We start from the raw sequence: 24,314 nt of genomic DNA, 5'->3' as shown, positions 1-24,314 counted from the left end.
GATCCCGAGTCCGTGCCCGGTCGATGGCGGGTTTCTCCGCTAGGAGCGCGCCCTCGCGCCGATTGCCCGCGGATCGAACTGTGCGGCGCCCGCCGGTCTGCCGTTCCCGTGTCGAACAGGCCATCCGGAAATCGCTCCGCAGGTACGGCGACGTGCGGGAACGCGGCGATGCGATGTCGGCGGGCTCGGCTAGTGTGCGATGGGTGAGTGAGAGCGACAGCGCGCCGGCACCGGCGGCAGCCGAGCAGCGAGTGGCGTGGCAGCGGCTCGCCGATGAGGTACGCGAGCATCAGTTCCGCTACTACGTGCGGGATGCGCCGATCATCTCCGACGGCGAGTTCGACGCGTTGCTGCGGCAGTTGCAGGCGATCGAGGAACAGCATCCCGACCTGCGCACGCCGGATTCGCCGACCCAGCTCGTCGGCGGTGGCTTCGCGACCGATTTCACCGCGGTCGACCATCTGGAGCGGATGCTGTCGCTGGACAACGTGTTCGATGTCGACGAGTTGCGTGCCTGGGCAAGCCGGGTCGAGGCGGAGACCGGGCCGGATCCGCACTACCTGTGTGAAGTGAAGATCGACGGCGTCGCGCTGAACCTCGTCTACCAGAACGGGCGGCTGGTCCGCGGCGCCACCCGCGGCGACGGGCGCACCGGCGAGGATGTGACGCTCAACGCTCGCACCATCGACGACATCCCCGGCGAGCTGACGCCCAGCGCCGAGTTCCCGGTCCCGGATCTGCTGGAGGTCCGTGGCGAAGTGTACTTCCGACTGGCGGACTTCGAGACGCTCAACGCCGCGATCGTGGCCGAAGGCAAGCCGCCGTACGCCAACCCGCGCAACACGGCGGCCGGCTCGCTGCGGCAGAAGGACCCGTCGGTGACCGCGCGGCGCGGGCTGCGCATGATCTGTCACGGTTTCGGTCGTATCGAGGGCTACAGCCCTACCTCGCAGTTCGAGGCGTACCGCGCGCTCGCGGCATGGGGTCTGCCGGTGTCCGAGCACACCAGGCGAGTACAGGGCATCGACGCGGTGATCGAGCGGGTCGTCTACTGGGGCGTGCACCGGCACGATATCGAACACGAGATCGACGGCCAGGTGATCAAGATCGACGAGACGGCGCTGCAGCGGCGGCTCGGCGCCACCTCCCGCGCGCCGCGCTGGGCGATCGCCTACAAGTACCCGCCGGAGGAGGCGACGACCAAACTGCTGAACATCGAGGTGAACGTCGGTCGCACCGGCCGGGTCACCCCGTTCGCGGTGATGGAGCCGGTGTCCATCGCGGGTTCCACGGTCGCCATGGCGACCCTGCACAATGCCGCCGAAGTGAAGCGCAAGGGCGTGCTGATCGGGGACACGGTCACCATCCGCAAAGCGGGCGACGTGATTCCGGAGGTGCTCGGCCCGGTGGTGGATGCGCGTCCCGACGAGGCGCGGGAGTTCGTCATGCCGACGCACTGCCCCGAGTGCGGCACCGAATTGCGGCCGGAGAAGGAAGGGGACGCCGATATTCGCTGCCCGAACTCGCAGTTCTGCTTCGCGCAGTTGCGTGAGCGGGTATTCCATGTGGCCGGACGCGGCGCCTTCGATATCGAGTCGCTCGGTTACGAGGGCGCGATCGATTTGCTGAGGTCCGGCGCGATCACCAACGAGGGCGACCTGTTCGATCTCGACGCGGAGACACTGCTCACCACCTCGCTGTATGCCAACAAGAGCGGCAATCTCTCCGCCAACGGCCAGCGGTTGCTGGAGAACCTGGCGGCCGTCAGGGACCGTCCGCTGTGGCGGGTGCTGGTCGGGCTGTCCATCCGGCACGTCGGCCCTACCGCGGCGCGGGCGCTCGCTGCCGAGTTCGGCAGCCTGGACCGGATCGAGCAGGCGTCGGTCGATGAACTCGCCGCTGCCGACGGGGTCGGGCCGACCATCGCGGCCGCGGTGGCGGAATGGTTCACCGTCGACTGGCACCGCGCGGTGGTGGCGAAGTGGCGGGCCGCCGGTGTGCGGATGGAAGACGAGCGCGACGAGTCCATCGAACGCACGCTCGAGGGCCTGTCCATCGTGGTGACCGGTTCACTGCAAGGATTCACCCGCGACGGTGCCAAGGAGGCGATCCTGGTGCGCGGCGGCAAGGCCGCGAGTTCGGTGTCGAAGAAAACCGCGTTCGTGGTGGTCGGAGACGCGCCGGGTGCCAAGGCGGTCAAGGCTGAGGAACTCGGGGTGCCGATCTTGGACGAGGAGCGATTCCGACTGTTACTGGAAGCAGGACCGGAAGCGGTGACGCCGGAAACCGGCGCGGAGGATGCCGCCGCCGACGAGTGAGCGGCCACAGCATGGGCAGCCGGCCCCGGTAGCGCCGTGCTGAGCACCAGTTCCGACGAACAACTGGTGACAACCTCGATATACCATGCCACCGCACGATAACTCGTGTTCGAGAGACGATTGCCGCTCTCGAGGGCCATGAGGCTCGTGGAAGGATCTCGCATGGAACTCGCCGACAAAGTCGCTCTGATCACCGGGTCGACCGGTGGTATCGGAAGTGCCACAGCCGAACTGATGGCCGCTGCGGGCGCACAGGTCATCGTTACCGGCCGGAACACCGAGCGCGGGGCGTCGACGGTGCGGGCGATCACCGCGGCCGGCGGCCAGGCGCGCTTCATCGCGGTCGACCTGACGGACATGGCGTCGCTGCGGCATCTCGCCGATGCGGCGGGCGCGGTCGACATCCTGGTGAACAATGCCGCCATAATGCCGGCCGGACCGACAACGTCCCAAGACGTCGAATCCTTCGACACCGCGCTGGCGACCAACCTTCGGGCGCCATACTTCCTCACCTCCGCGTTGGTTCCGGCGATGATCGCGAAAGGCTCCGGCAGCGTTGTCAACGTCAGCACGATGGGCGCGCGGATCGGCATGCCCGGCGCCTCCACCTATAGCGCGACCAAGGCGGCACTGGAGTCGTTGACTCGTACCTGGGCGGCCGAGTTCGGGTCGGCGGGGGTACGGGTCAATACCGTCGCCCCCGGCCCGACACGAACAGCGATGTTGCTGGCGGTCATCGGCGAGCACGGCGCTGCCCAGCTCAGCGATACCACCCTGCTCGACCGACTTGCCACGCCCCGCGAAATCGCCGAAGTGATCTACTTCCTCGCCACCGACCGCGCAAGTTTCGTCACCGGCACCACGATCTCGGCTGACGGAGGCCGAACCGCGGTCTACCGCAATCAAAGTGCGGCGACACTGCGCAGGTGAGCCGCGCGATTCGCGATCGGTAGTCCGGTCGCACCGCGCTGTGGCATCGCGTCGTCCATCGCGGGCCGATCTCACGTGACGGTGACCGTGGCCCCCAACTGGCCGGCGATGTCGAACCTTCCGCAGCGACCATCGCTCAGGTCGAGCTTCTGGGTCACCAGCTTGCCGCGACTGTTCTTGAACGTGGCCTCGGCGGTCACGTCGGTGTTCGGCATCGAGCACACTTTCGACACCGGCGCCGACGGGTCGTAGTCAACGGTTCCGCCGCCCTGGCAGGTGTTGGTGCTGTTCCCGAGGAACACGCGCGCGGTGCCGTCCGGACATGGCGCGTTGGCCGCCGCCTCCGGCGCCGACACGACCAGCGACCCCAACGCCACCGCGGCGACGACGGAACTTCCGACCACAAGACGACGAAGCGGCAGTTTCATCGTTACCCATCCCTTCGAGCATCGAGCATCGAGCATCGAGCATCGAGCATCGAGCATCGAGCATCGAGCAGCTACAGCGAATCGGCCGCGGCATGCCCGCGACATCCAGGCATGCTAACCCGCTATCACCGCCTTGTCCTGGCGATCGACACTTGGTGACCATCCTGCCGACGCGTCGGGTGCTGCCGCGTTCGGTGATATCGCACCAGGTAGTGCTGGTAGTCGTGCGGCAGCATCCGGAATCGGGGAGGTAGTCGGTCGAATGGGGATCGACCGCAGGTGCGAGCGGGACGCGCGCGAGGGGGTTGGTGTCGCCGGCTGGTGCTGGAAACGGAAGTATGGCGGCATGCTGCGCAGTTTTCAGGTGACCAATCACAGATCGCTGGCCGAGCGGCAGGAACTGCGGCTGACCAAGGGAAACGGGCCGGTGGCGGTGCCGGTGACCGCGATCCACGGCGAGGCCGCGGCGGGCAAGACGAACCTGACCGATGCGCTCTGGCAGATGCGGGACGCCGTGTTGCATTCGGTCACGGGGTGGGATCCCTACGCCGGTCCGGTACGGACGCCGCATCTCGAATTTCCCGATCGGCCTTCGGAATTCGTGGCGGCGTTCGTCGCGGAGGGCGAGCCGTACACCTACGGTTTCCGGCTGGACAACGCCGACGTGACGGCCGAATGGCTGCACGCCCACCCGCGTTCGCGCAAACGGATCGTCTTCGAACGCAGCGGCGAGCAGATCAAGATCGGCCCGATGTTCGAGGCTGCGCGGTACGGGATCGCCGCGCTGGTGCCACTGGTCCGGCCGAACGCCCTGCTGCTCAGCCTCGCGGGGCAGATGTATGCCGATGCGTTGGTACCCGCGTATCGATGGTTCGAGTCGATGCTCGACGTGCAACACGGTCCGGCCGACCCCGACGCCATCGCGCGTCGACTCGGCAGCCACCTCTCGCGCTCGGCGCACAACGTGGCCCGCCTGCTGATGCTGCTGCGCACCGCCGAACTCGGCATCACGGACCTGCTCATCGCCGAGAACGACTCGATGTACGCCGACTACCTGCGTGAGCTGGATGCCGACATTGCCGGGATCGGCATGCAGTTGCGGTCGGACAACGGTGGCGCCGGCGTGCTGCTGGAGCGAGAGTCGACCAACCTGAAAGCCGCCCGTGACGCCCTGTACGCGCGGATGGTCGGCCGGCGTGGCGTCGGCCTGACTCTGGTGCACGAGGGCATCGGCAGGCCGTTCGACATCCGCGACGAATCCTCCGCGACGTTGTCGCTGCTGCGGGTGTTGCCGACCATGCTCGACGCGCTCGACGAAGGCCGCGTGCTCGTCGTGGACGACATCGGCGCGCACCTGCCCGCGGAACGGGCCGACCGATTGATCCAACTGTTCCAGAACCCGGAGACCAATTCCCGTGGCGCCCAACTGATCTTCACGACCAACAGTCGCGCCCTGATCGACCGGGGCAACAGCCGTGCGACACACACCCACACCGCGGTGTGGCAGATCCGTCGCACCGGCCGGGGGACCAGTGAACTCGCCTCGGTGTAGTGCGCCCCTAGCATGGTCGACATGCTGGAGTTCTTCTCGCTGCTGATCCTGGCCGCCGTACTGGTGTCGACGATCGTGTTCGTCGTCCGCAGCCGCGGGGGCCGGCGAACCGCGGACCCGGAGCGCGGCACGCTGTACGTCACCGGTGTGAGTCCGCGCCCGGACGTCCTCGGTGCGCAGTATGTGACCATCACCGGCAACCTCACCGGTCCTACGGTCCCGGGCACAGTCGTCTACGGCCGCTTCGTTCGCGACACGAACTCCTGGCCGGAAGTAGGCGACTCGCTTCCCGTGATCTATCCGGCGGGCAAACCCGACCGCTGGCAGATCTCCGGAATGAGCTGAAGCCGTTCGGCCAGAGCCCCGGTGTCACGGTCGGGTATCCGTTGGCAAGGCACGATCTGCAGGGCAACGCTGCCGCCGGGACGCGCCCCGCGAGCGGGTCAGCTGGATGGTGGTGTGACGTAGCCCGCCTTATCGACGGTGGCATCATGCCGGGTATGGATCTGAAGGACCCCGGTGTGGTCGTCCGGGTGGCGCGGCCGGACGAATACGATGCCGTCGGCGAGTTGACCGTGGAGGTCTACGTCGGTGCCGGATATGTGCGGGCGGGCAGTTGGTACGCGGGGGAATTGGCCGACACGCGACGCCGCGCGACGTCGGCTCGGATCCTCGTCGCCACGCATGCCGATCGGATCATCGGTTCGCTCACCGTCGCACACGCGGGGACGCCGTACGCCGAAATCGCACAGCCGGGCGAGTTGGAGTTCCGTATGCTCGCCGTCGCGAAGTCCGCGCGCGGTCTCGGCGCGGGAACTGCGCTGGTGCGCACGGTGATCGACTTGGCAAGAGCGGAGGGCTGCACCGCTGTCGCACTCACCACCATGCCCGCCATGGTCGACGCCCGAAGGATCTATGACCGCTTGGGTTTCTTTCCCGCCCCCGCCCGAGACTGGCGCTCCAGTGAGGGTGACCTGCTGACCGTTCTCCGGCTGCCGGTCGACCTCTCCGGCAGCGCACCTGCTCGGTGACCTCGGATGATCCCGGGCATACCGCGGATCAGGGGCATTTCGGCCCGGGCATCGGGCCACCCGGGCGAGCCTGTCGGCCTGACTTGTCTCCGCCCGACCCGTCGAATCGGGTGCGTACAGTGTGCCGGCGGCGGGCGTCGCCGCTGAGGCGGCAGTTCTCGCCGTAGTGCGAGCGGCCTGGCCCTATCCGAGGACGGTCGCGACAATCCCCGCGAGATAACCGAGTCGGGCGACTTCGGAAGGCCGGAAGTCGGGTCCGCCGGGGCGTCCGAGCATCAGCACCTTGCCGGTATTGCCGAGGGGAGCGGCGGCCAGTTTGGTATCCATGGTGCGCCAGATCTCCGGGACCCAGTCGGCGTCGGGGTCGAGCACGGCGGGCTTCTCCAGCGGCATCCACGGCGCCGAAGCCGCCTGTGTCTGTGGCGCACTCGGGCTTCCGACCACCCGGTACGCGCCGTGCGGGCCGACGTCGATGACTGTGCTCCAGCCGACCCGTAGCACGCGCGGCACACCGTCGACGAGCACCTGCATCCGATCGTCGCGGGCGCCGGCGACCTGGTCGATGAGTTCGAGTTCGCGGTGGGTGTCCAGCACGCCGGTGTAGGGGCGGATGGAGTCCACGTGCACGTCGCCTATCGATTCGGCGGCTGTGATGAGGGTGTCGGGCAGTGCGCCCGAGGGCACCTCGACGACCAAGTCGTCGACAGCGAACCCGGCTCCGCGTTCCACCACGTCCAGCGAGAGAATGTCGGCGCCGACCGAGCCGAGTGCGACCGCGAGTGCGCCTAGGCTTCCCGGTCGATCCGGAAGTTGCACGCGGAGCAGGTACGACACGTGCTTTCCTTTCCTTGGGCGGCCCTTCCCCGGGCGGCCGAGGTCCTGAATGGATACCCGGGTTACGCAATACTTACACCCCTCGAGGCGGGTTATCGAGTCGGAGGCGGATCGGCGACGAACGCCACGCGGCGAATGCGCGCGGAGACGGCGTGTCGCGCTGGTTCGAGCGGGGTGTCGTCGACCCGGACGCGGGTGTCAGGACACCCACGCGGACGTTTCGGTCGACGTGCGGGCGAAGCGCGGGTACCGGGCGGCGGCGGTGGGGCCGGTGGCTAGGCTGTGTGGGTTGTCGTGCCTACACCGCGCGGGTTCGCGTCCTGCGTCGCCGGGCACGTCGACATCGTCCGGTACCGGCCGCTGCAAGCGGAACGGTGTGAACTGTTGAAATTGAAGCCGAAAGGGGTCCCGCGGTGCCCGCCATCTCCCGCGACGAGGTCGCACACCTCGCCCGGCTGTCCCGGCTCGCGCTGTCCGATGCCGAACTGGATCAGTTCGCCGGCCAGCTGGATTCGATCTTGAGCCACGTGCGGACCATCTCCGAGGTCGCCGCCGCCGACGTCCCGGCCACCGCCTCGCCGAATCCGGCGGTCAACGTGACCCGGCCCGATGAGGTCGTGCCCTGTCTCACCCCCGAGCAGGCGTTGTCCGGTGCGCCGGCGGTCGAAGAGCAGCGGTTCATGGTTCCGCAGATCCTGGGAGAGGGCGAATGAGCGCGGCATCGCAGAGTGATTCGACAGGCGGCGGTCGGGCCTCGGGTGGGCCCGATCTGACCACGCTGTCGGCGGCCGACCTGGCCGACAAGATCCACCGCGGCGAGCTGTCCTCGGTGGAGGTCACCCAGGCGCACCTGGACCGGATCGCCGCGGTCGACGGTGAATACCACGCGTTCCTGCACGTCGCGGGGGAGCACGCGCTGGCGGCCGCGGCCGCGGTGGATTCCGCGATCGCCTCCGGGGCGGAGCCCGCCTCACCGCTCGCCGGAGTTCCGTTGGCGCTCAAGGACGTGTTCACCACCACGGACATGCCGACCACCTGCGCGTCGAAGATCCTCGAGGGGTGGGTGTCCCCGTACGACGCGACCGTCACCACGCGGCTGCGCGAAGCGGGTATCCCGATCCTCGGCAAGACCAACATGGACGAATTCGCCATGGGCTCCTCCACCGAGAACTCGGCCTATGGTCCGACCCGCAACCCCTGGGACACCACCCGGATCCCTGGCGGCTCGGGCGGTGGCTCCGCGGCCGCGCTGGCCTCGAACCAGGCGCCACTGGCGATCGGTACCGACACCGGCGGGTCGATTCGCCAACCCGCCGCCGTCACCGCCACCGTCGGCACCAAGCCGACCTACGGCACAGTGTCCCGCTTCGGCCTCGTCGCCTGCGCGTCGTCGCTGGACCAGGGCGGTCCGTGCGGTCGGACCGTGCTGGACACCGCGCTGTTGCACGAGGTGATCGCCGGGTACGACCCGCGCGACTCCACCTCGCGCGACGTGCCGGTGCCGCCCGTGGTCGCCGCGGCGCGCGCCGGCGCCGAGGGTGATCTGCGCGGCGTGAAGGTCGGCGTGGTGAAGGAGCTGCACTCCGACAGCTACCAGCCGGGCGTGCTCGCCTCCTTCGACGCCGCGGTCGCGGTGCTGAAGGACCTCGGCGCCGAGGTGATCGAAGTGTCGTGTCCGCACTTCGAATACGCGCTGTCGTCCTATTACCTGGTCATGCCGTCGGAGGTGTCGTCCAACCTCGCACGGTTCGATGCCATGCGCTACGGCCTGCGCGTCGCCGACGACGGCCAGCACAGCGCCGAGCAGGTCATGGCGGCGACTCGCGCGGCCGGGTTCGGTCCGGAAGTGAAGCGCCGCATCATGCTCGGCACCTACGCGCTCTCGGCCGGCTACTACGACGCCTACTACGGCCAGGCTCTCAAAGTACGCACACTCATCGCGGGCGACTTCGACAGTGCCTACCAGCAGGTCGACGTACTCGTCTCGCCGACAAGCCCGTTCACCCCGTGGAAACTCGGCGAAAAGGTCGACGACCCATTGGCCATGTACCTCTCCGACCTGTGCACCCTGCCCACCAACCTGGCCGGCCACCCGGCCATGTCGGTCCCGTCCGGTCTGAGCGCGGAGGACGGCATGCCGGTCGGCCTGCAGATCATGGCACCCGCCCTCGCCGATGACCGCCTCTACCGGGTGGGCGCCGCCTACGAGGCCGCTCGGGGACCGATCGGCTGACCCGGCTGCCGCCGCACCCGGTGGTCCGCGCCGTGCCGCGGTCCGAGCATCCCTGGTCGGACCGCGCGAGGCGCTGACCGGGGTGCGGCTGGTCGCCTCGATCACCGGCGCATCGATGGTCCCGGCCGGCGTTCTCGGTGCCGCGCATGGAGTGTGCAGGTAGGTCGAATGTACGAGGTCGAGTACGGCCTGGTCGCCGCTGCCGGGGTTGCTATGCGGGCCAGGTGAATTCGGTGTCTCTCGCGTAGTCGTCGCGGCGTTGGGTCAATGCGATCGTGACCATGTGGTGCGCGCCTGGACCGATGATCTTGCGGAGCGGAGGGTGCGGCATGTTCACGAGTGCGATCACTTCCGCGGCGCCGACCTCGGGACGTGCCTCGATCCATTCGAGCGCGGTGTCGGACGTCGTGTCCCCGGGGGATTCCGTGTCGGTTGCGGGCTCCTCGACGAAAGTCGGCGAGTTCTCTGGTTGGTTGTCGATCGAGACGGAGTCGGTAGGGACCTGCGCTGCGCTGGCGGGTGTTGCTACGGTGCCAGCCGAGTCGGCCGTCGGTTCGGTCGGGGCGGCGGAGGAGGCCGTCGGGTAGTTCGGCATGCCGAGGATGGTGGTGCGCAGGTCCTCGTAGGCCCGGATGCCGGTCGCGAAGCGCATGCTCGACTTGGCCCAGTCGGTGTCGAAGCCGCCCATCTGGGCGAGGGTGACGGCGATGCCGAAGGGACGTAATTCGTCGGCGAGCGAGGCGCTGAAACCTTCCAGGGCCCATTTGCTCGCGTTGTACATACCGAAGAGCGGGAGGCTTCCGACGGCGCCGACCGTCGAGATCTGCACGATGTGGCCCGAACCCTGGGTGCGCAGGTGCGGTGCCGCGGCTTGGCAAACCCAGAGGGCGCCATAGAAATTGGTGTCCATCTGCTCGCGGATCTGGGTCTCGGTGAGTTCCTCGACAGCACCGACCAGCCCGTAGCCCGCGTTGTTCACGATTACGTCGATGGAGCCCATCCGCGCGAAAGCCTCGTCGACGACGGCGATCACGTTCGCGCGTTCGCGAACATCCAGCGTCAGCACGGTCAGTCGGTCGTGCGCGAGCTCTGCCATCGCCTCCGGGTTCCTGGTGGTGGCGACGACGCGGTCGCCCTCGGCGAGTGCGGCCAGCGTGAATGCTCGGCCGAGCCCACGGTTGGCGCCGGTGATGAACCAGGTTCTGGTCACAGCGGATCCTTTCTACACGAGACGATGCGTCTCGTTGTGACGATGCCAAGCGCCGGCCTCGCTGTCAAGACGAGACGTACCGTCTCGTTCGGTGCTATCGTCGTGTCATGGCCGATGCTCCTACTACGACGCGACGCAGCGAACGGTCCCGTGCGGCGATCCTCGCCGCCGCCACCGAGCTGATCGGTGAACTGTCCTACCCGAAGCTGAGTATCGAGGCCATCGCGGCCCGAGCGGGCGTCGGCAAGCAGACGATCTATCGCTGGTGGCCCTCCAAGGGGGCGGTCGTGCTCGACGCGATGCTCGAATCGGATTCCGGCCCCGCGGGTCTCGCGCTGCCGAACACCGGCGACATCGCCGCCGACCTACGCGGGCTGCTGCGCGGCTCGGTCGCCGCGCTGACCGATCCCGGCTTCGAGTCTTTCCTCCGCGCCATGTATATCGAGATCCAGCAGGATCCCGAGCTGGCCGCCGCCTATCGTGAACGCCTCCTGCTGCCGCAGCGCGCCGCTATCACCGACCGGCTTGCCGCCGCCGTCGACTCGGGTGAACTCCGTGCCGGTCTGGATCTGGAGTTCGCCGTCGACCTGCTGCTCGGCCCGATCCAGACCCGGTGGTCACTCGGTCTCGGCGGCCTCACCGACGCATACGCCGACACCGCACTCGAGGGGGCACTGGCCTATCTGCGCGCGGCGCGACCTGTCCTTCCATCGTGAACGATCTCGGCGTCGTCATTCGTCCATCATCATGGCCAGGGTTCCGGCGTAGGAAAGCGCGCGGCGCGGGTCCCCCTCGGCCGGCGTGATCGGCAACAGCGAGCCGGCCCGGATCAGGCGGCGTGCAGTGACTCGGCCTGTCTCTGGATCCCGTTGGTCATGCCCTCGAAGCCGCGCCGTAGATTCGCGCCGAGTAGTGCGACGACAACGGGATGCAACCAGCCCGCTAGCTCGAAATGGGACTCGTAGCGGCTGCGGTTGTCTGCCAGCGGCGTGACAGTGTGCGAGCGGAGGCTGTGCAGCGCGCCGAACGGAACCGGCTTCATCGAATAGGTGAGTTCGCGGCCCGGTGTGTGGGATCGGATCCACTCACGCTGCTTGCGCGGGGTTTCGGCGAGGTGGACAAGCATGTCGATCGGCTCGCCGGGGGTCAGTGAACTGTGGCATTCCGAGACGAAAGGATTCCACTCCAGGTAGCGCGGGAAGTCGGTGATCACCTGCCACACCAGTTCGGCGGGGGCGTCGATGTCGCGGACGAGATCGATGACGAAGGGCATGGTGAAATTAGAACATGTTCTATCGGAGGGCGGCTCGTGTGGGCCGTCGCGCGTTCCTCGGGCCGTGGTGTCCGACGCGGCTCGGACCATGATCTGTGCAGCGTCGCTCGCGCGAGCCGGATCGGTCAGCACGTGCCCATGGCGGTGCCTTGATCGGCGCCGTAGCGATGCCCATGACCCGGGGGAGCGCTCAGCGCGGCGAGTAGGTCCGCGGTGGTCTGCAGAAAGCTCAACACCGGAAGCCATCGGGGAACAGGAGCGTCCACCCGGACGCCGGTCAGGTCGGGTGCGCGCCACAGCTGCGCGGGTGACCAATGGATCACCGGGTCCGAGCTGTTGGCCAGCACGGTCGCGCCGCCGTGGTGCACGTCGTTCGCCGGCGGACCGGCCCACAGGACCGCGCACGTTCGGCTGTCCTGTTCCGCGTCGTCGGCGAAGACGCCGGTGCCGCCCAGCGCGCCGAGACTCTGGCCGTACAGATACAACTTCGGCTTGTGCGACAGGCTACGCAGGTGGTTCTCCACGGCGGTGAACAACGTCCGCGCGGCCGTGATCGCGTCGTCGCGGCCGAAGACGAACGTCGCCCAGCTGGGCAGGTACGAGTACTGCAGCCCGACCAGCGCGACGTCACCCTCGAAGCGCTGGTCGAGACCCGCGACGGCGTTCGCGTCGATCCACCCCGATCCGGTGGGCACCGCGACGACCAGGTTCGAGCGATCGAATCCGCCGGAACGGGCCAATTCCCGGATCGCCAGCGCGACACGGCTGTTCAAGTCCGGCGCCGACGCCATCCCGACGTATACCCGCGCCGCTCGGGTGGGCCCGCCGCTGACGAACTTGCGACCCTCCGCACCCAGCGACGACCAACTGACCGTCGACTGGGTGCTGCCCGACGTGGTGTACGAAACCGGTTGCAGCAAGTGGGGATCCACGTCGGCGTCGGCGTCCGCGTACGCGGACTCGCGCCAGCCGACGACCGCGGGCGCGCCGACGAGCGACAGCAGCGCCGCCGTCACAACGATCAATGACACTCCACGCACCCGGCCCAGTCTCCGCAACGCCCAGCCGATCGAACGGGTGGTCCCGGCGAACAGGCAGACGATCAGGGCCGCGCCGAGCGCGCACCGCATCCAATAGTCGGCTCCGATCTGTGGTGTCCCCATCGCCGCGCGCAGTCGGTTCTGCCAGTGCCCCGCGTTCGCCGCGGCGCCGACTACCAGCACCGACATCGCGACCATCAGGGGCAGTCGGACCGACGAATGCCGCTGATTGATGTCGAAACCGCGACGCCGCAGCACGAATCGAACGATTCCCGCAATGCCGAGCGCGCCTACGGCCAGCAGTCCGGTCAACACGGCTTGAGCGCTCGGCGTCCGGGGGAGCAGACCGGGCGCCAACGAGGCCAATGTGCCGACCCCGAGTCCGAGCGTCGTGCCGATCCGTGCCGGCAGGACCGGAGCGGCGGTGTGCCGCAGGGTGACTCCCACTCGGCGACACACGGCCGAGCACGAGGGGGACTTCGCGTCGGCGCTTCCCATCGGATCAGATGGTCGGAACGCGGGGGTGCCGGTCGCCGCGGAACCATGGGCGATATCCGGCTGGGCATCGACGCGCGCGAAACCCCGGCGCCGATTCCGCTTCCCCGCATAGGGTGCGGCTTGCGCGCAGGCCGTGGTCCGTACCCGCCGGTTTCGCCCCGCACTCCGAGCGGGACCGGAGGATCCGGCCGCGACCGCCTCGGTCATCGCGGGACCACCTGTGCGCCAGCGGTATTCGATACCGCCCCGGCGGCCGAGAAGCTACGCTGACGGATCCGCACAGCGAGCACCGCGCCGATCCCCAATACTCCGGCGCCGAGCAGTCCCAGGGACTGCCAGCGCACCGCCGAATCGGAATCCGTGGTCGTGAGCAGAGGTTCGACCACCGGCACACCGTAGTCCTGCCGGCGTGAGTTCAGATCGACGGCGGTGGTCGCGATCGTCGCCATGGTGTCGCAACGGGCACGGGAGAGCGATTCGACGCGGGTGGCGCAGGCCTCGTGCATGTGCCGGTCCAGTGTCGCGTCGAGCGCTTGGCGCGCCCACGGTCCGAGTGGCTCGCCGTGTCGATCGGCGTAACGCAACAAGTCGTAGCCCAGGTCGTGAGCTTTGCACGCGGTGTCGAACTCGACGGGCAGCGCCACCGGCGAGGAACAGTCACCCCGCGGATTGACGACGAGACCGTTCTCGGTGCTCGGTCGGTAACCGAACGAGGCGGTGAAGTCCGGCGGAATGGCGGCCAGTGAGTCGGCACCGTCCGCGGTCAGCTCTGCGACGGCGGCGACGGCCGGCTCGCTCTCGATCGGCGCGGCCGCCGCTGCGGCTAGCGGCGCGGGGGCCAGGAACACAGTGGCCGCCATCGCGGTCAGCGCGCTGGCGGTCAATGCGGCATAGCGTTGCGTGTGTGCGGCGGAAGAAGTGGTGGCGGAACGGTTTCGGGCGCCTGCGGCCGATGCGGACCGGGTCGAGGGTCCTGCGCTGGTCGGTGTGCTCATGGCGTCGACGTTAGGCACCCGCCCGCGAGATCGCTTCACGCCCTGGCACTGTTTGGCCCGGCGTGCCGCCGGGGGAGACGCCGCGCTGACTGGTACCGGGGTACGGGTCCGAAATCCCCCGAGGGTATGAGGCTGCGGTGAGCTGGGATTTCCTAGGGTGAACGACATGAAGCAGAAGAGTCGTGCCGGGTTGCGCCGGCTGGATGCGCGGACGTGGTTCGACTTCGGCATGGTTGTGGTCGCTCTGATCTGCTACACCGTGGCCTGGCCGACATTGCACCTGACGCATACGGTGCCGACCGCGGCACAGCCGTTCGTCGCGGCGCTCGCCGCGTTCCCGCTGCTGCTCGTGCGGATGAACCCGGCGCTGGGCTGGGCCATCTCGGCGGGGTCGGCGCTGGTGATCGCGCTCGCGATCCCGAATCAGCCGAACAACGACCTGCCGTTCCAGGTCGTGCACATCCTGAGCTTGCTCGTGCTGTTGTTCGCGGTCGCGGTGCGCGCGCCAGGCCGGATCGTCGCGATCGCGTGGGCCGCCACCGCGTTGCTGTTCTCGACCACCATGCCGGGAGAGGGCGAGGCATTCGCGAGTTCCGCGTGGGGCTGGCCGATCGCATTGGCGGCGCTGGTGCTGTTCGGCCTGCTGATTCGCTGGCTGGTGCTGTCGCGGCAGCAGTTGGTGCGCCAAGAAGAGGAGAACGAACTCGAGCGAGCCCGTCGGGCCATTCTGGAGGAGAAGGCCCGCATCGCCCGCGATCTGCACGACGTGGTGGCCCACCACATGTCCCTGGTGGTGGTGCAGGCACAGACCGCGCCCTACCGGGTGGACGGCGTGACACCGGCCGCGCGCGCCGAGTTCGAGGCGATCGGCGCCACGGCGCGCGAGGCGCTCAACGAGATCCGCGGTATGCTCGGCGTCCTGCGCAGCGATGGGCAACTGCCCGAACACGCACCGCAACCGAAGGCCGCCGATGTGCTCGGCCTGTTCGAGGGCGCTCAGCGCGCGGGCGTTCGCCTCACCTGGACGGTCGACGGCCCGTTGGACACGGTCCCGGAGACCACCGGTCTCGCGCTGTATCGCATCGCTCAGGAGTCGTTGTCCAATGTCTCCAGGCATGCCCCGGACGCCCCGGTCCAGGTGCACATCGAGCAGGGTGCGGAACTGCTGGTCACTGTGACCAACGGCGCGGGTACCGCGCTCGCGCGCCCGGTCGGCCACGGCGGATACGGGATCGCGGGCATGCAGGCGCGAGCCTTGGCCGTCGGCGGAGACGTGGTCGCTGGTCCCCGCGCCGACGGCGGCTTCGAGGTCCGTGCGCGTCTCCCACTCGACGTGCCGGGCGGCCACACCGCCGGCGCGGTGGTCACAGCCGCACCGGTTTCCGCCGAAACGGAGCGGTGAGCTGGCCGCGACGCTCGCCCGCCAGCACGGCGATCGACGGCACCACTGCGCTCACCGGGCGGGCGCTTAGGGTGGGCAGGTGGCAATTACCGTGTTGATCGCCGATGACCAGGCGATGGTTCGGCAGGGGTTCGGAGCTCTGCTCGCGGCGCAACCGGACATCAGTGTGGTGGGCGACGCGGCGAACGGGAAAGTCGCGGTGGCCGAGGCCGGGCGGCTGCGCCCGGACGTGGTGTTGATGGATGTCCGGATGCCGGAGATGAACGGGCTCGACGCGGCCCGCGCCATCCTGGCCGCCGGGTTCGATCCGCCGGTGCGTGTGCTGATGCTCACTACCTTCGACATCGACGACTACGTCTACGAGGCGCTCGGTCTCGGCGCCAGCGGATTCCTGCTCAAGGACGCGCCGGCCGAGGAACTGGTGCGTGCGGTGCGTGTGGTCGCCGACGGCCAGGCGCTGCTCGCGCCGACGGTCACCCGGCGGCTCATCGCCGACGTCACCCGCCGCCGCAGCGCCGCCCGCGCGAAGCCGACACTCGCATTGACCTCGCTGACCCCGCGCGAGCGCGAGGTGCTCGAGCTGATCGCCGAGGGCATGTCGAACACCGAGATCGCCGAGGCGCTGTTCGTGGCCGAGCAGACCGTGAAAACTCATGTGTCCAAGGTCTTCTCGAAGCTCAACCTGCGTGACCGCGCGCAGGCGGTGGTGCTGGCCTACGAATCCGGCCTGGTCACGCCAGGCTGAGCGGGCCTCAGTCGGGCGGGCAGGACCCGCCGTGCAGGTCGGCGAGATTACGGCCGATCAGAGTCGCCAGTTGGCTCAGGATCTCGGTGGCGTCCTCGAACGATCCCGAATCGGCTTGTGCCGCAAGGGCGACAGCGATCGTGCCGGAGGGAACCGGTACCAGGCCCAGCTGACGGACGGTGTAGATCCCGGTTTCGTCGTCCGGCCCCCAGCCGCCTTTGAACGCCGAGCCGGCCAAAACCCCAAGGCCCCACGCCTGCTCGGGAGTGATCTCCGACATCAACTTGGTCACCGTGCCGGTCTCGGGCAGGCACGGCAGCCGTGACGCGAATCGGGCCTGGTTGGCCAGCGACCATTCGGTACCGCCGAAGGAGATGTAGTCCAGCGTGGTCCTCGGTCCGGCGACGCCCGTCGTGGCGTCGCCTGCCTCGTCGATGACGTCCTGTACTGCCTTCGCGGCCTGCAGACCGTCGCCCAGCGACTGCCACAGCGCCTCGGCGGCGCCGTTGTCCGACACCGTGATCGCGGCCGTGGCCTCGTCGACGATGACGTCTTCCGGGTCGTGCCGTAGCGCCGCGATCGCGAGCGGGACCTTGATCGTCGACCACGCGATTCCGCTGACCCAATCGCCGAAGATGGTCATTCGGCTGCCCCCGACGGGCATGATCGCCATCCCGACCTGTCCGGCCAGCTGTGGCTGCAGTTGGGTGAAATCGGCGGCCAGTGCGTCGGGCATGGACACCGAGAGGCCGGGCCGCCACGTTCCCGCGGTCTTGACGAGCACGGCGGGAGGCTCCGGGGCGGTCCGGTCACCGGGAAGTAGGGCACACGAGGAAATGATGAGCAGCACCACCATCGGGGCGGCGCGCAGCGTAGGACGCCATGCCGAAACGATTCCCGTCGACCTCACCACCGAGTCCTCCCCACCACCAGTAACGCGGACTCGCTGTACATCGGCGGTGCAATCAGCTCATAGTGCCCGTCCGGCCGGTGACCGGGCGAGAGACATCATCGCCGCATCTGGGGACGGTGTCGCGACGATGTCTCGTAGATAGTTTCGCGGATTGTCCCGAAGAATTCGAAACTCCGTGGCCACAGCGCTACCCGGTAGGCTCCGTATCGGTATGGAGCGCCTGGACGTTGACGTCCGGCCGGCGCGGGTCACTCGAAGGGGGCGTGTTGCTCGACAGCGGTGCGGTATTCGCCGGATTCACCATCGACCGACTGCTCGGACGGGGCGGTATGGGCTCGGTGTACTTGGCACGGCACCCGAGGCTGCCCCGGCAGACGGCGCTCAAACTGCTCAACCGAGAACTGTTCACCGACGCCGAGGTCAGGGCACGATTCGAGCGAGAGGCGGACCTGGCCGCGCAGCTCGATCATCCGAACATCGTCGCGGTGTACGACCGGGGCACCGAGGACGAGCAACTGTGGATCTCCCTGCAATACGTCGACGGCGTCGACGCGTCGACGGTGAACCCGCTGAGTCTGCCCCCGGAGCGGGCCGTGCAGATCATCGAAGGTATCGCGGCGGCACTGGATTACGCACACGGGATGGGCGTGCTACACCGGGACGTGAAGCCCGCGAACATCATGCTGGCGCGCACGACGACCGGACAGGACGAACGGGTCTTCCTGACCGACTTCGGCATCGCCCGGCTGCGCGAGGATTCCACGCATCTGACCCAGACCGGCATGTTCACCGCGACGTTGGCCTACGCCTCGCCGGAACAGATGACCGGCGCGCATCTGGATCACCGCTCCGATCAGTACTCGCTGGCGTGCGCGTTGTACTGGCTGCTGACCGGCGTCGCCCCGTTCGAGGCTCCGGCGCCGGCGGATATCATCCGCGGCCACTTGCAGTCCCCGCCGCCCGTGGTCGCCGCCAAGCGCCCGGGCCTGTCGCCCGCGCTGGACGCGGTGATCGCCATGGCGATGGCGAAGCGTCCGGACCACCGGTATCCGTCTTGCGTCGCATTCGCCACGGCCGCACGGCAGGCACTGAACGCGCCCGCCCATGCCTGGTCCGCCCCGCCGTCGCTGTCGCAGCCCGCACCTACCGTGCTCGCGCCGCCGTCGTCCGCGAATCCGGCCTACCACGGGATGGTGCCGGGTCCGCCGACCTATCCCGCCACGGCGTCCGGCCCCTACACCCCGATGCCGCAGTACACGGCGGACGCCGCCGGTGGCGGTCACCAGATTCCAGCGTTCGGAAACCCGTCTGTCCCGAATTATGCCGCGGTGCAATCTCTTTCGCCGACCCGGCCACCGGAGATTGGCTATCCGCCGCATCGGCCGCCGTCCTATCGGCCCGAAAGTCGCTCGAACACCGGCCTGATCGTGGTGCTCGTCCTGATTGTCGTGAGCCTGATCGTCGGGGCCGGTATCGTCGCCACGAAGGTCGGGTCGTCGAAGCCCTCGTCGTCACCGCTGGGCACCGAGACACCTGCTGGACCGGCCGACCCCGGCACGCTCGCCAAGGCATTCCCGCGGCTGCTGCCGCAGGGTGTCGATACGAAGTACGGTGTCGGCTCCGGCCCGGGGTATCGCGGGAAGACCTGCTTCCTCGACACCGCCCATCCGGGTGACAAGGTGTCGAGCGACTCCGACGCGCCCGACTTCCCGAACTGGGCGACGGCCTGGAACTGCTGGGGTACGCCGATCAATGAGCCCGACTATGTTGTCATCGCGTTCGGCTCGGCGCAGAATGCGCAGGCGGCGGTGCGTAATCTGCCGTCGAATACCGCGGCGTCCGAACGGAACAACGGAAAGTCGTACTCGACTTACCGGTGGCAGCAGACATCCAGCGGGTTCCCGGACGGCTTCCTCGTTGTCGATTTCCGGGACGATCCGATCCGGTCGAACTACCTGCTGTATGCCAAGGTGGCGCTCACCGATCGCGCGCCGAGCTCCGGATTCGGTCTGACCACCGCGAAATTCAAGGCGTGGTTCGTCGACCTGCCGCTCTAGGCATGCGGCTGGAGTCGCTTGCCTGACAGCGGTGTTGCGCGTCGCAGCGGCCGAGAAAGCCCAGCCCGAAGACCACCCGCCTGCCGCTCGTGAGTTTGTCGAGTTCCACGAGCGGTCGCGTCGATGATCGCCGGGCGTCGTCGGTCGCCGCGATGCCGCGGAGCGTCTCATCCACCGCTGGATCCGCCACGATCGGCTTCGGAATCTCCGCGATAATCGCGGCCTTTCCGCCTGGCTGGAGGTTTATGGACGCGCCCCCACGTACGCACCACGCACCTTCCGTGGTCTGTCCGCACCAGCTGTGCAGACCCTGCGGGTGCTGGGAAACGGTTTGCTCGCCAAGCGCGGGCTTCGACGGGCACGCCGCGACGGTATGTTGGCGACGTTGAATGATCGTGCCGCCCGACTTGGCGAGACGATGACCTGAGCGCGACAGGATTGCGCGGGACATTCCCATCGAGACGGATGCCGAGGCGAAGCCTTCTCGAATCGACGCGGGATGTCGTCACGTCGGATGGGCTGATCAGACCTGCCCGGGAAGGGGGCGGCAGCGGATACACCCCGAGCTTGCTGGCCGCATGGGAGTATGAGGTGCTCGAGCCGCCAGGCGAACGGGGAGTTCGGCGCGAACTCGGCCGCGCGGACGGTGACCGTGGAATACCTGGTCGGACCGACATTCGGCACGTCCGACCTGCGCGATCGCGCGGCGGTCGTCGTCGTTGCGTTTGACCACGGGGTGTGGCACCCGGAGAATCCACTCTTTGACGGGCAGGCTCCGACCGCGAACCGCGTGATTCTGTGCGATCACCGCCCGGGATGTGGAGGATGGACGGGTGCAGGAACCTGGGCCGAGAATCGGGACGCGGTTCGGGCCGTACGAACTGCGGTCGTTGCTGGGCAAAGGGGGAATGGGCGAGGTCTACGAGGCCTACGACACGCTGAAGGACCGCGTGGTCGCGGTGAAATTGCTGTCGGAAGAACTCGCCAGAGACCCGATGTATCAGCTGCGTTTTCGACGCGAGTCGCAGGCGGCCGCCCGGCTGACCGAGCCGCACGTCATACCGATCCACGACTGGGGCGTCATCGATGGCGTGCTGTTCATCGACATGCGACTGGTACATGGCGTCGATCTGCGCACCATCCTGCGTAGCGAGGGACCGCTCAGCCCCGCCCGCGCCGTCGGCATCATCGAACAGATCGCCTCCGCGTTGGAGGCCGCGCACACGGGCAATCTGGTGCACCGCGACGTGAAGCCGGCGAACATCCTGGTCACGGATGCGGATTTCGCCTACCTGGCCGATTTCGGCATCGCGCACACCGAGGGCGACAGCGCGGTGACCCTGGTCGGTATGGCCGTCGGCTCCTACATCTACATGGCTCCGGAACGTTTCGACACCGCGCCGGTCACCGGGCGCGCGGATATCTACTCGTTGGCCTGTGTGCTGCACGAATGCCTGACCGGAGCGACGCCTTTCCCGGCGGCCAGCATGAACGTGCTGATCAAGTCACATCTTTCCGATCCGCCGCCGCGGCCGAGCGCGCAGGCCGGGGGTGTTCCGGCCGCGTTGGACGCGGTGATCAGCCGCGGTATGGCCAAGGATCCGGCCGACCGGTTTCCGACCGCGACCGCGCTGGCCAGGGCGGCCCGCGCGGCCCTGGCCCCGGCAGCGTCCGCTGGGCCGACACTGGTGGTGCGCGCGCCCAACCCGGCGCAGCGTCCCGGGAACCCGATAGTGCGTGGTTCGGCCGTTCCGCCGGAGTCGACCGGGGAGCTATCGATCGGGGCGGTGATCCATCCGAGTGCGCCAACGGTGGTTCGACCCACCGAGACCCAGTTCACGCCCTTGCCGTCGGCGGACGCGCCGCCGTACAAGCCGCCCGCGGCGTACACGCCCGAGGTGGGACTGCCACCGATGCGACCTTTTCCCGACGCACACCTGTATCCCGAGACCCAGGCGTATGTGAAGTCGGCGGGATATGAGCAAGCATCGGAGTATGCGGCGCCACCGACTGAGGTGTATCCGACGGTCACGCCTCAGGCGTATTCGGAGACACCGCCCCAGGCGTATTCGGAGACACCGAGCTTTTCCGCGTTTTCCGAGACACCACAGCAGTCCTTCGAAACAGCCCGGTATACCTCCGAGACACCACAGCATCCTGGTACAGACGACTACCACGAGAGCAGGCAGTATCCGGGTCCGGGACGCACACCGAGCGCGCCCGCCTCGCACAGCGACCCCGGCAACTCGTCCGCGGAGGGCTATTCGCCGCCGACCGAGTACCTGCCGCCAGCACCCGCTGCGAGGCACGACGGTCGCGCGATGCGCACCGATTATCCGCCGGAGAGCGCCTATCCCGCGCGTACCGACTACCCGTATCCGCGGCGCGACGACACGGATCATGACTACGACCACGATGAGGGCCCGTACGACGCGCGCGGGGGGCGCTCCATCGCGCTGCCCATCCTGATCGGCGTGCTGACCGTCGTCGTACTCGCCGTCGGCGGCGCGATCGGTTGGCAGGTACTCGGCTCCGGCGGCTCGACAACGTCCTCCGCCGACCGGCAGTCCGAGGCACCCGCGGCGCCGACGTCAGGCCCGGGCGACCGGACGCCGAACACCTCGCCGGCCCCTGCCGCGGCAACCAGCTCGGCCAAGCAGACGCCGGTCACGCTGCCTACGGGTGCGACGCCGTGCGGCCAGGGGCAGTCGGTTTCCGGTGCGTTGACGAAGTCGGCGGTCGGCACCGCGGTGACCAGCTGCGCGTTCGCGGAAGAGGTGCGCAGGGCGTATGCCCAACTCGGCACGACGCAGAACACCACCCGCGACGGGACGCGCGCGGTGCAGGCAACCAGTCCGGTCACCGGCCAGACATATACGATGAACTGCCAGCTCTCCGGCCAGTTCGTCACGTGCAGTGGTGGCGAGAACGCCGTGGTGTACGTCTACTGACGCCCGGACGCACAGCGAACTCGCAGTGAGTTCATAGGGTGGACGATTCCGGCGCCGGATCGGAGTCCGATCACCCGATCGATCGTTCTCGGCTGCCGGGGGCGCTCGGCGCGCTCCGGTCTACTCGATGCCGAAGTCCTTGATCCTGCGGTAGATGGTCGCCCGTGACATCCCGAGTGCCGCGGCGGCTTCGGCCTTGTTGCCGCTGTTCTCCTGCAGGCTGCGTACGATCGCGTCGCGCTCGAGTGCCTCGATCCGGGTCAGTCTGCGCCGCGTCAGGGAACGGCACTGGGGCGGCAGATCATCGGTGTGGATCACGCCGGATCGCTGCCGGGAGAGAGTGTCGGCAAGCACCCGGCGTAGTTGGGCGACGTTGCCCGGCCAGGATAGTTTGCTCAGCTGGCGCATGGCGTCCGGAGCGAGCCGGACGTCGGCACCCTTGCTCAACTCTCGGAGCAGGTAGGGGACCAGATCCTCGAGGTCTTCGATCCGGTGCCGCAGTGCGGGCACGCCGACCGTGTGGGTGAACTGCAGCAGCAGCGCATCGAGCGATGTGGTGGGTGCGGCCGACTGTGTCGTGACCGCGATCCATCCGCCATCGGCGCAGGTCCGCAGGATATCCGTGATCGCCTCGATCACCGTGTTCGGCAGACGGTCGACATCGGTGATGACGATGGTGAAATCGCCGTTGCCGGTTTCGGTTCGGAGCGCGGCCAGCAGGCCGTCGCTGTCGGCGAAGTCGGTCATCCGCAAAACCCGGACGATCTTGCCCGGGTTGACGTGCTCGACCACAGATTTCGCGAGTTTCGCTCGACCGGAACCCTTTTCGCCATCGATGACCACCCATTCGCGATCTCGGCAACAGCGCTCGACCCGCTGACAGCTGCGCCGCCACGAACTGCTCCGCCCGGCGACACCGGGCAAGGAGAGGCGGAAAGTCACGGTGGGATGGTGTATCGCGTGGTCGACGGGTAGGTGAACGTGCAGAACCATGGTGCGGCTGCCGCCATGCGCGGCTATCCGTTCGACCGCCGTCACTTTCGCGATCCGACCGCTGGGCAGCGAGGCCAGCAGGTTGTCGACGGCGCCGTGGCTACCCAGTTCGATCGAATGCTGCACTAACGCCATTTGGTCGAGCGGGTCGAGAACCTGGCGCAAGTACTGATTCATCAGCACCACGTCGCCGCCGATCGCGAGCACGCCGCCCGGATACCGGCGACATTCGCGCAGATACGTCTGGAGCAACTCGGTCTCGGTCTCGCCGGCGAGTGCGCGGAGCCGGTCCTCGATCTGACTGCTCGCACTGTTGGCGAGGGCGAGCAACAGCGGATCGGATCTGTTCGCCCAACAGGTGAGATCGACGACGCCGACCACCGAGTGCGTCAGCGGGTGGCGAATGGGCGAGCCCGCGCACGCGAGCCGACCCAGGGTGCCGAGGTAGTGCTCGCCGCCGCGAATCAGCGTCGGGGTACCCGTCTCCAGGGTGGTGCCGATGCCATTGGTGCCGACGAATCCCTCGGCATAGCTGTAGCCGGGAGCGAGCTGGACACCGTCGAGCGTGCGCATGATCGTGGCGTCGGCGGCGTAGCGCTCGAGCAAAAGCCCGTCCGATGAGGTCAAAATGACACTCACGGGCTGGGTGGACAAGTCGCTGGCGAGTCGCCGCAGCACGGGAGCCGCGGCGTTGACCAGTGGTGAATCGCGATTCGGCTCGCGAACGTAGGGCAGATCGACACGGTCGGGGTGGATCTGCAGTGCCTGCGCTCGCCGCCACGAGTCCAGAATGGTGTCCCGCACCGGCAGGTGATCAAGCGAACCGGCAGTCAGGAATTGTTCGCGTGCCTTCTGCAGGCTCACACCAGCATCAACTCGAAGATTCGACATCTGCTCACGACCTCGGCGCT

The 24,314-nt window shown here is 68.1% G+C and carries 19 protein-coding genes and 1 pseudogene; 12 read left to right on the top strand and 8 right to left on the bottom strand.

Annotated elements, in window-relative coordinates; all coding sequences use genetic code 11:
- The first annotated feature begins 173 nt into the window (after positions 1 to 173).
- On the top strand, positions 174 to 2,318 hold the full coding sequence (gene ligA, locus AB0B25_RS09285) for an NAD-dependent DNA ligase LigA (protein WP_357176789.1): 2,145 nt from the start codon (positions 174 to 176) through the stop codon (positions 2,316 to 2,318).
- A gap of 162 nt (positions 2,319 to 2,480) precedes the next feature.
- A complete protein-coding gene (locus AB0B25_RS09280; RefSeq protein WP_357176695.1) occupies positions 2,481 to 3,248 on the top strand; it encodes an SDR family oxidoreductase in 768 nt (255 codons plus the stop codon).
- Positions 3,249 to 3,319: 71 nt separating this feature from the next.
- On the opposite strand, the gene AB0B25_RS09275 is transcribed toward AB0B25_RS09280, so the two are convergent.
- Positions 3,320 to 3,676 carry a hypothetical protein gene (locus AB0B25_RS09275; RefSeq protein WP_357176693.1) on the bottom strand — a complete coding sequence of 119 codons (357 nt, stop codon included), beginning with the start codon at positions 3,674 to 3,676 and terminating at the stop codon, positions 3,320 to 3,322.
- A 346-nt stretch (positions 3,677 to 4,022) separates the two neighbouring features.
- On the opposite strand from AB0B25_RS09275, the gene AB0B25_RS09270 reads away from it, so the two are divergent.
- From AB0B25_RS09270 to AB0B25_RS09260, 3 genes are all read left to right on the top strand, one after another.
- Positions 4,023 to 5,228: an ATP-binding protein gene (locus AB0B25_RS09270; protein WP_357176691.1), complete on the top strand. Its 1,206-nt coding sequence runs from the start codon at positions 4,023 to 4,025 to the stop codon at positions 5,226 to 5,228.
- A gap of 21 nt (positions 5,229 to 5,249) precedes the next feature.
- Positions 5,250 to 5,573: a hypothetical protein gene (locus AB0B25_RS09265; RefSeq protein ID WP_357176689.1), complete on the top strand. Its 324-nt coding sequence runs from the start codon at positions 5,250 to 5,252 to the stop codon at positions 5,571 to 5,573.
- 146 nt (positions 5,574 to 5,719) lie between these two features.
- Complete coding sequence (locus AB0B25_RS09260; RefSeq protein WP_357176687.1) at positions 5,720 to 6,259, top strand: GNAT family N-acetyltransferase; 540 nt, start codon at positions 5,720 to 5,722, stop codon at positions 6,257 to 6,259.
- 183 nt (positions 6,260 to 6,442) lie between these two features.
- Here AB0B25_RS09260 and AB0B25_RS09255 read toward each other — a convergent pair whose 3' ends face one another.
- Positions 6,443 to 7,093, bottom strand: a complete 651-nt coding sequence (locus AB0B25_RS09255; RefSeq protein ID WP_357176685.1) for an amino acid-binding protein — start codon at positions 7,091 to 7,093, stop codon at positions 6,443 to 6,445.
- Positions 7,094 to 7,506: 413 nt separating this feature from the next.
- On the opposite strand from AB0B25_RS09255, the gene gatC reads away from it, so the two are divergent.
- Both gatC and gatA read left to right on the top strand, forming a co-directional pair.
- On the top strand, positions 7,507 to 7,806 hold the full coding sequence (gene gatC, locus AB0B25_RS09250) for an Asp-tRNA(Asn)/Glu-tRNA(Gln) amidotransferase subunit GatC (protein WP_357176683.1): 300 nt from the start codon (positions 7,507 to 7,509) through the stop codon (positions 7,804 to 7,806).
- Positions 7,803 to 9,326: an Asp-tRNA(Asn)/Glu-tRNA(Gln) amidotransferase subunit GatA gene (gene gatA / locus AB0B25_RS09245; RefSeq protein ID WP_357176681.1), complete on the top strand. Its 1,524-nt coding sequence runs from the start codon at positions 7,803 to 7,805 to the stop codon at positions 9,324 to 9,326. The genes gatC and gatA overlap by 4 nt, the downstream gene beginning before the upstream one ends.
- Positions 9,327 to 9,537: 211 nt before the next feature.
- Here the strand turns inward: gatA and AB0B25_RS09240 are convergent, their stop codons facing one another.
- A complete protein-coding gene (locus AB0B25_RS09240) occupies positions 9,538 to 10,536 on the bottom strand; it encodes an SDR family NAD(P)-dependent oxidoreductase (protein WP_357176679.1) in 999 nt (332 codons plus the stop codon).
- A 107-nt stretch (positions 10,537 to 10,643) separates the two neighbouring features.
- Here AB0B25_RS09240 and AB0B25_RS09235 point away from each other — a divergent pair, with 107 nt between their 5' ends.
- The gene (locus AB0B25_RS09235; RefSeq protein ID WP_357176677.1) at positions 10,644 to 11,252 is read left to right on the top strand and encodes a TetR/AcrR family transcriptional regulator; all 609 of its coding nucleotides are present in this window, start codon (positions 10,644 to 10,646) and stop codon (positions 11,250 to 11,252) included.
- Between the two features lie 113 nt (positions 11,253 to 11,365).
- Here AB0B25_RS09235 and AB0B25_RS09230 read toward each other — a convergent pair whose 3' ends face one another.
- From AB0B25_RS09230 to AB0B25_RS09220, 3 genes are all read right to left on the bottom strand, one after another.
- Complete coding sequence (locus AB0B25_RS09230; RefSeq protein ID WP_357176676.1) at positions 11,366 to 11,809, bottom strand: SRPBCC domain-containing protein; 444 nt, start codon at positions 11,807 to 11,809, stop codon at positions 11,366 to 11,368.
- A gap of 125 nt (positions 11,810 to 11,934) precedes the next feature.
- On the bottom strand, positions 11,935 to 13,296 hold the full coding sequence (locus AB0B25_RS09225) for an alpha/beta-hydrolase family protein (protein ID WP_357176674.1): 1,362 nt from the start codon (positions 13,294 to 13,296) through the stop codon (positions 11,935 to 11,937).
- A gap of 254 nt (positions 13,297 to 13,550) precedes the next feature.
- On the bottom strand, positions 13,551 to 14,342 hold the full coding sequence (locus tag AB0B25_RS09220; RefSeq protein WP_357176672.1) for a hypothetical protein: 792 nt from the start codon (positions 14,340 to 14,342) through the stop codon (positions 13,551 to 13,553).
- Positions 14,343 to 14,508: 166 nt separating this feature from the next.
- On the opposite strand from AB0B25_RS09220, the gene AB0B25_RS09215 reads away from it, so the two are divergent.
- On the top strand, positions 14,509 to 15,744 hold the full coding sequence (locus AB0B25_RS09215) for a histidine kinase (RefSeq protein ID WP_357176670.1): 1,236 nt from the start codon (positions 14,509 to 14,511) through the stop codon (positions 15,742 to 15,744).
- 79 nt (positions 15,745 to 15,823) lie between these two features.
- A complete protein-coding gene (locus AB0B25_RS09210) occupies positions 15,824 to 16,489 on the top strand; it encodes a response regulator transcription factor (protein WP_357176668.1) in 666 nt (221 codons plus the stop codon).
- Positions 16,490 to 16,496: 7 nt separating this feature from the next.
- Here AB0B25_RS09210 and AB0B25_RS09205 read toward each other — a convergent pair whose 3' ends face one another.
- Positions 16,497 to 17,402, bottom strand: a complete 906-nt coding sequence (locus tag AB0B25_RS09205; RefSeq protein ID WP_357176666.1) for a hypothetical protein — start codon at positions 17,400 to 17,402, stop codon at positions 16,497 to 16,499.
- 227 nt (positions 17,403 to 17,629) lie between these two features.
- On the opposite strand from AB0B25_RS09205, the gene AB0B25_RS09200 reads away from it, so the two are divergent.
- Entirely contained in the window at positions 17,630 to 19,459 is a 1,830-nt protein-coding gene (locus AB0B25_RS09200; RefSeq protein WP_357176664.1) for a protein kinase, read from the top strand.
- Positions 19,460 to 20,292: 833 nt separating this feature from the next.
- Positions 20,293 to 21,117: pseudogene (locus AB0B25_RS09195) on the top strand (serine/threonine-protein kinase); the annotation flags it as partial.
- Between the two features lie 1,413 nt (positions 21,118 to 22,530).
- On the opposite strand, the gene AB0B25_RS09190 reads toward AB0B25_RS09195, so the two are convergent.
- Positions 22,531 to 24,294 carry a helix-turn-helix domain-containing protein gene (locus AB0B25_RS09190; protein WP_357176662.1) on the bottom strand — a complete coding sequence of 588 codons (1,764 nt, stop codon included), beginning with the start codon at positions 24,292 to 24,294 and terminating at the stop codon, positions 22,531 to 22,533.
- Positions 24,295 to 24,314 lie beyond the last annotated feature (20 nt).

Source organism: Nocardia sp. NPDC049190, assembly GCF_040648115.1.
GTDB lineage: Bacteria > Actinomycetota > Actinomycetes > Mycobacteriales > Mycobacteriaceae > Nocardia.
The sequence above is the reverse complement of the archived record's forward strand: the minus strand, read 5'-3'. Positions and strand labels throughout refer to the sequence as shown.

Coding starts and splice junctions, on each gene's coding strand:
- ligA (WP_357176789.1), top strand. CDS start 174: ATGTCGGCGGGCTCGGCTAGTGTGCGATGGGTGAGTGAGAGCGACAGC.
- AB0B25_RS09280 (WP_357176695.1), top strand. CDS start 2,481: ATGGAACTCGCCGACAAAGTCGCTCTGATCACCGGGTCGACCGGTGGT.
- AB0B25_RS09275 (WP_357176693.1), bottom strand. CDS start 3,676: ATGAAACTGCCGCTTCGTCGTCTTGTGGTCGGAAGTTCCGTCGTCGCC.
- AB0B25_RS09270 (WP_357176691.1), top strand. CDS start 4,023: ATGCTGCGCAGTTTTCAGGTGACCAATCACAGATCGCTGGCCGAGCGG.
- AB0B25_RS09265 (WP_357176689.1), top strand. CDS start 5,250: ATGCTGGAGTTCTTCTCGCTGCTGATCCTGGCCGCCGTACTGGTGTCG.
- AB0B25_RS09260 (WP_357176687.1), top strand. CDS start 5,720: ATGCCGGGTATGGATCTGAAGGACCCCGGTGTGGTCGTCCGGGTGGCG.
- gatA (WP_357176681.1), top strand. CDS start 7,803: ATGAGCGCGGCATCGCAGAGTGATTCGACAGGCGGCGGTCGGGCCTCG.
- AB0B25_RS09235 (WP_357176677.1), top strand. CDS start 10,644: ATGGCCGATGCTCCTACTACGACGCGACGCAGCGAACGGTCCCGTGCG.
- AB0B25_RS09230 (WP_357176676.1), bottom strand. CDS start 11,809: ATGCCCTTCGTCATCGATCTCGTCCGCGACATCGACGCCCCCGCCGAA.
- AB0B25_RS09220 (WP_357176672.1), bottom strand. CDS start 14,342: ATGAGCACACCGACCAGCGCAGGACCCTCGACCCGGTCCGCATCGGCC.
- AB0B25_RS09215 (WP_357176670.1), top strand. CDS start 14,509: ATGAAGCAGAAGAGTCGTGCCGGGTTGCGCCGGCTGGATGCGCGGACG.
- AB0B25_RS09190 (WP_357176662.1), bottom strand. CDS start 24,294: ATGTCGAATCTTCGAGTTGATGCTGGTGTGAGCCTGCAGAAGGCACGC.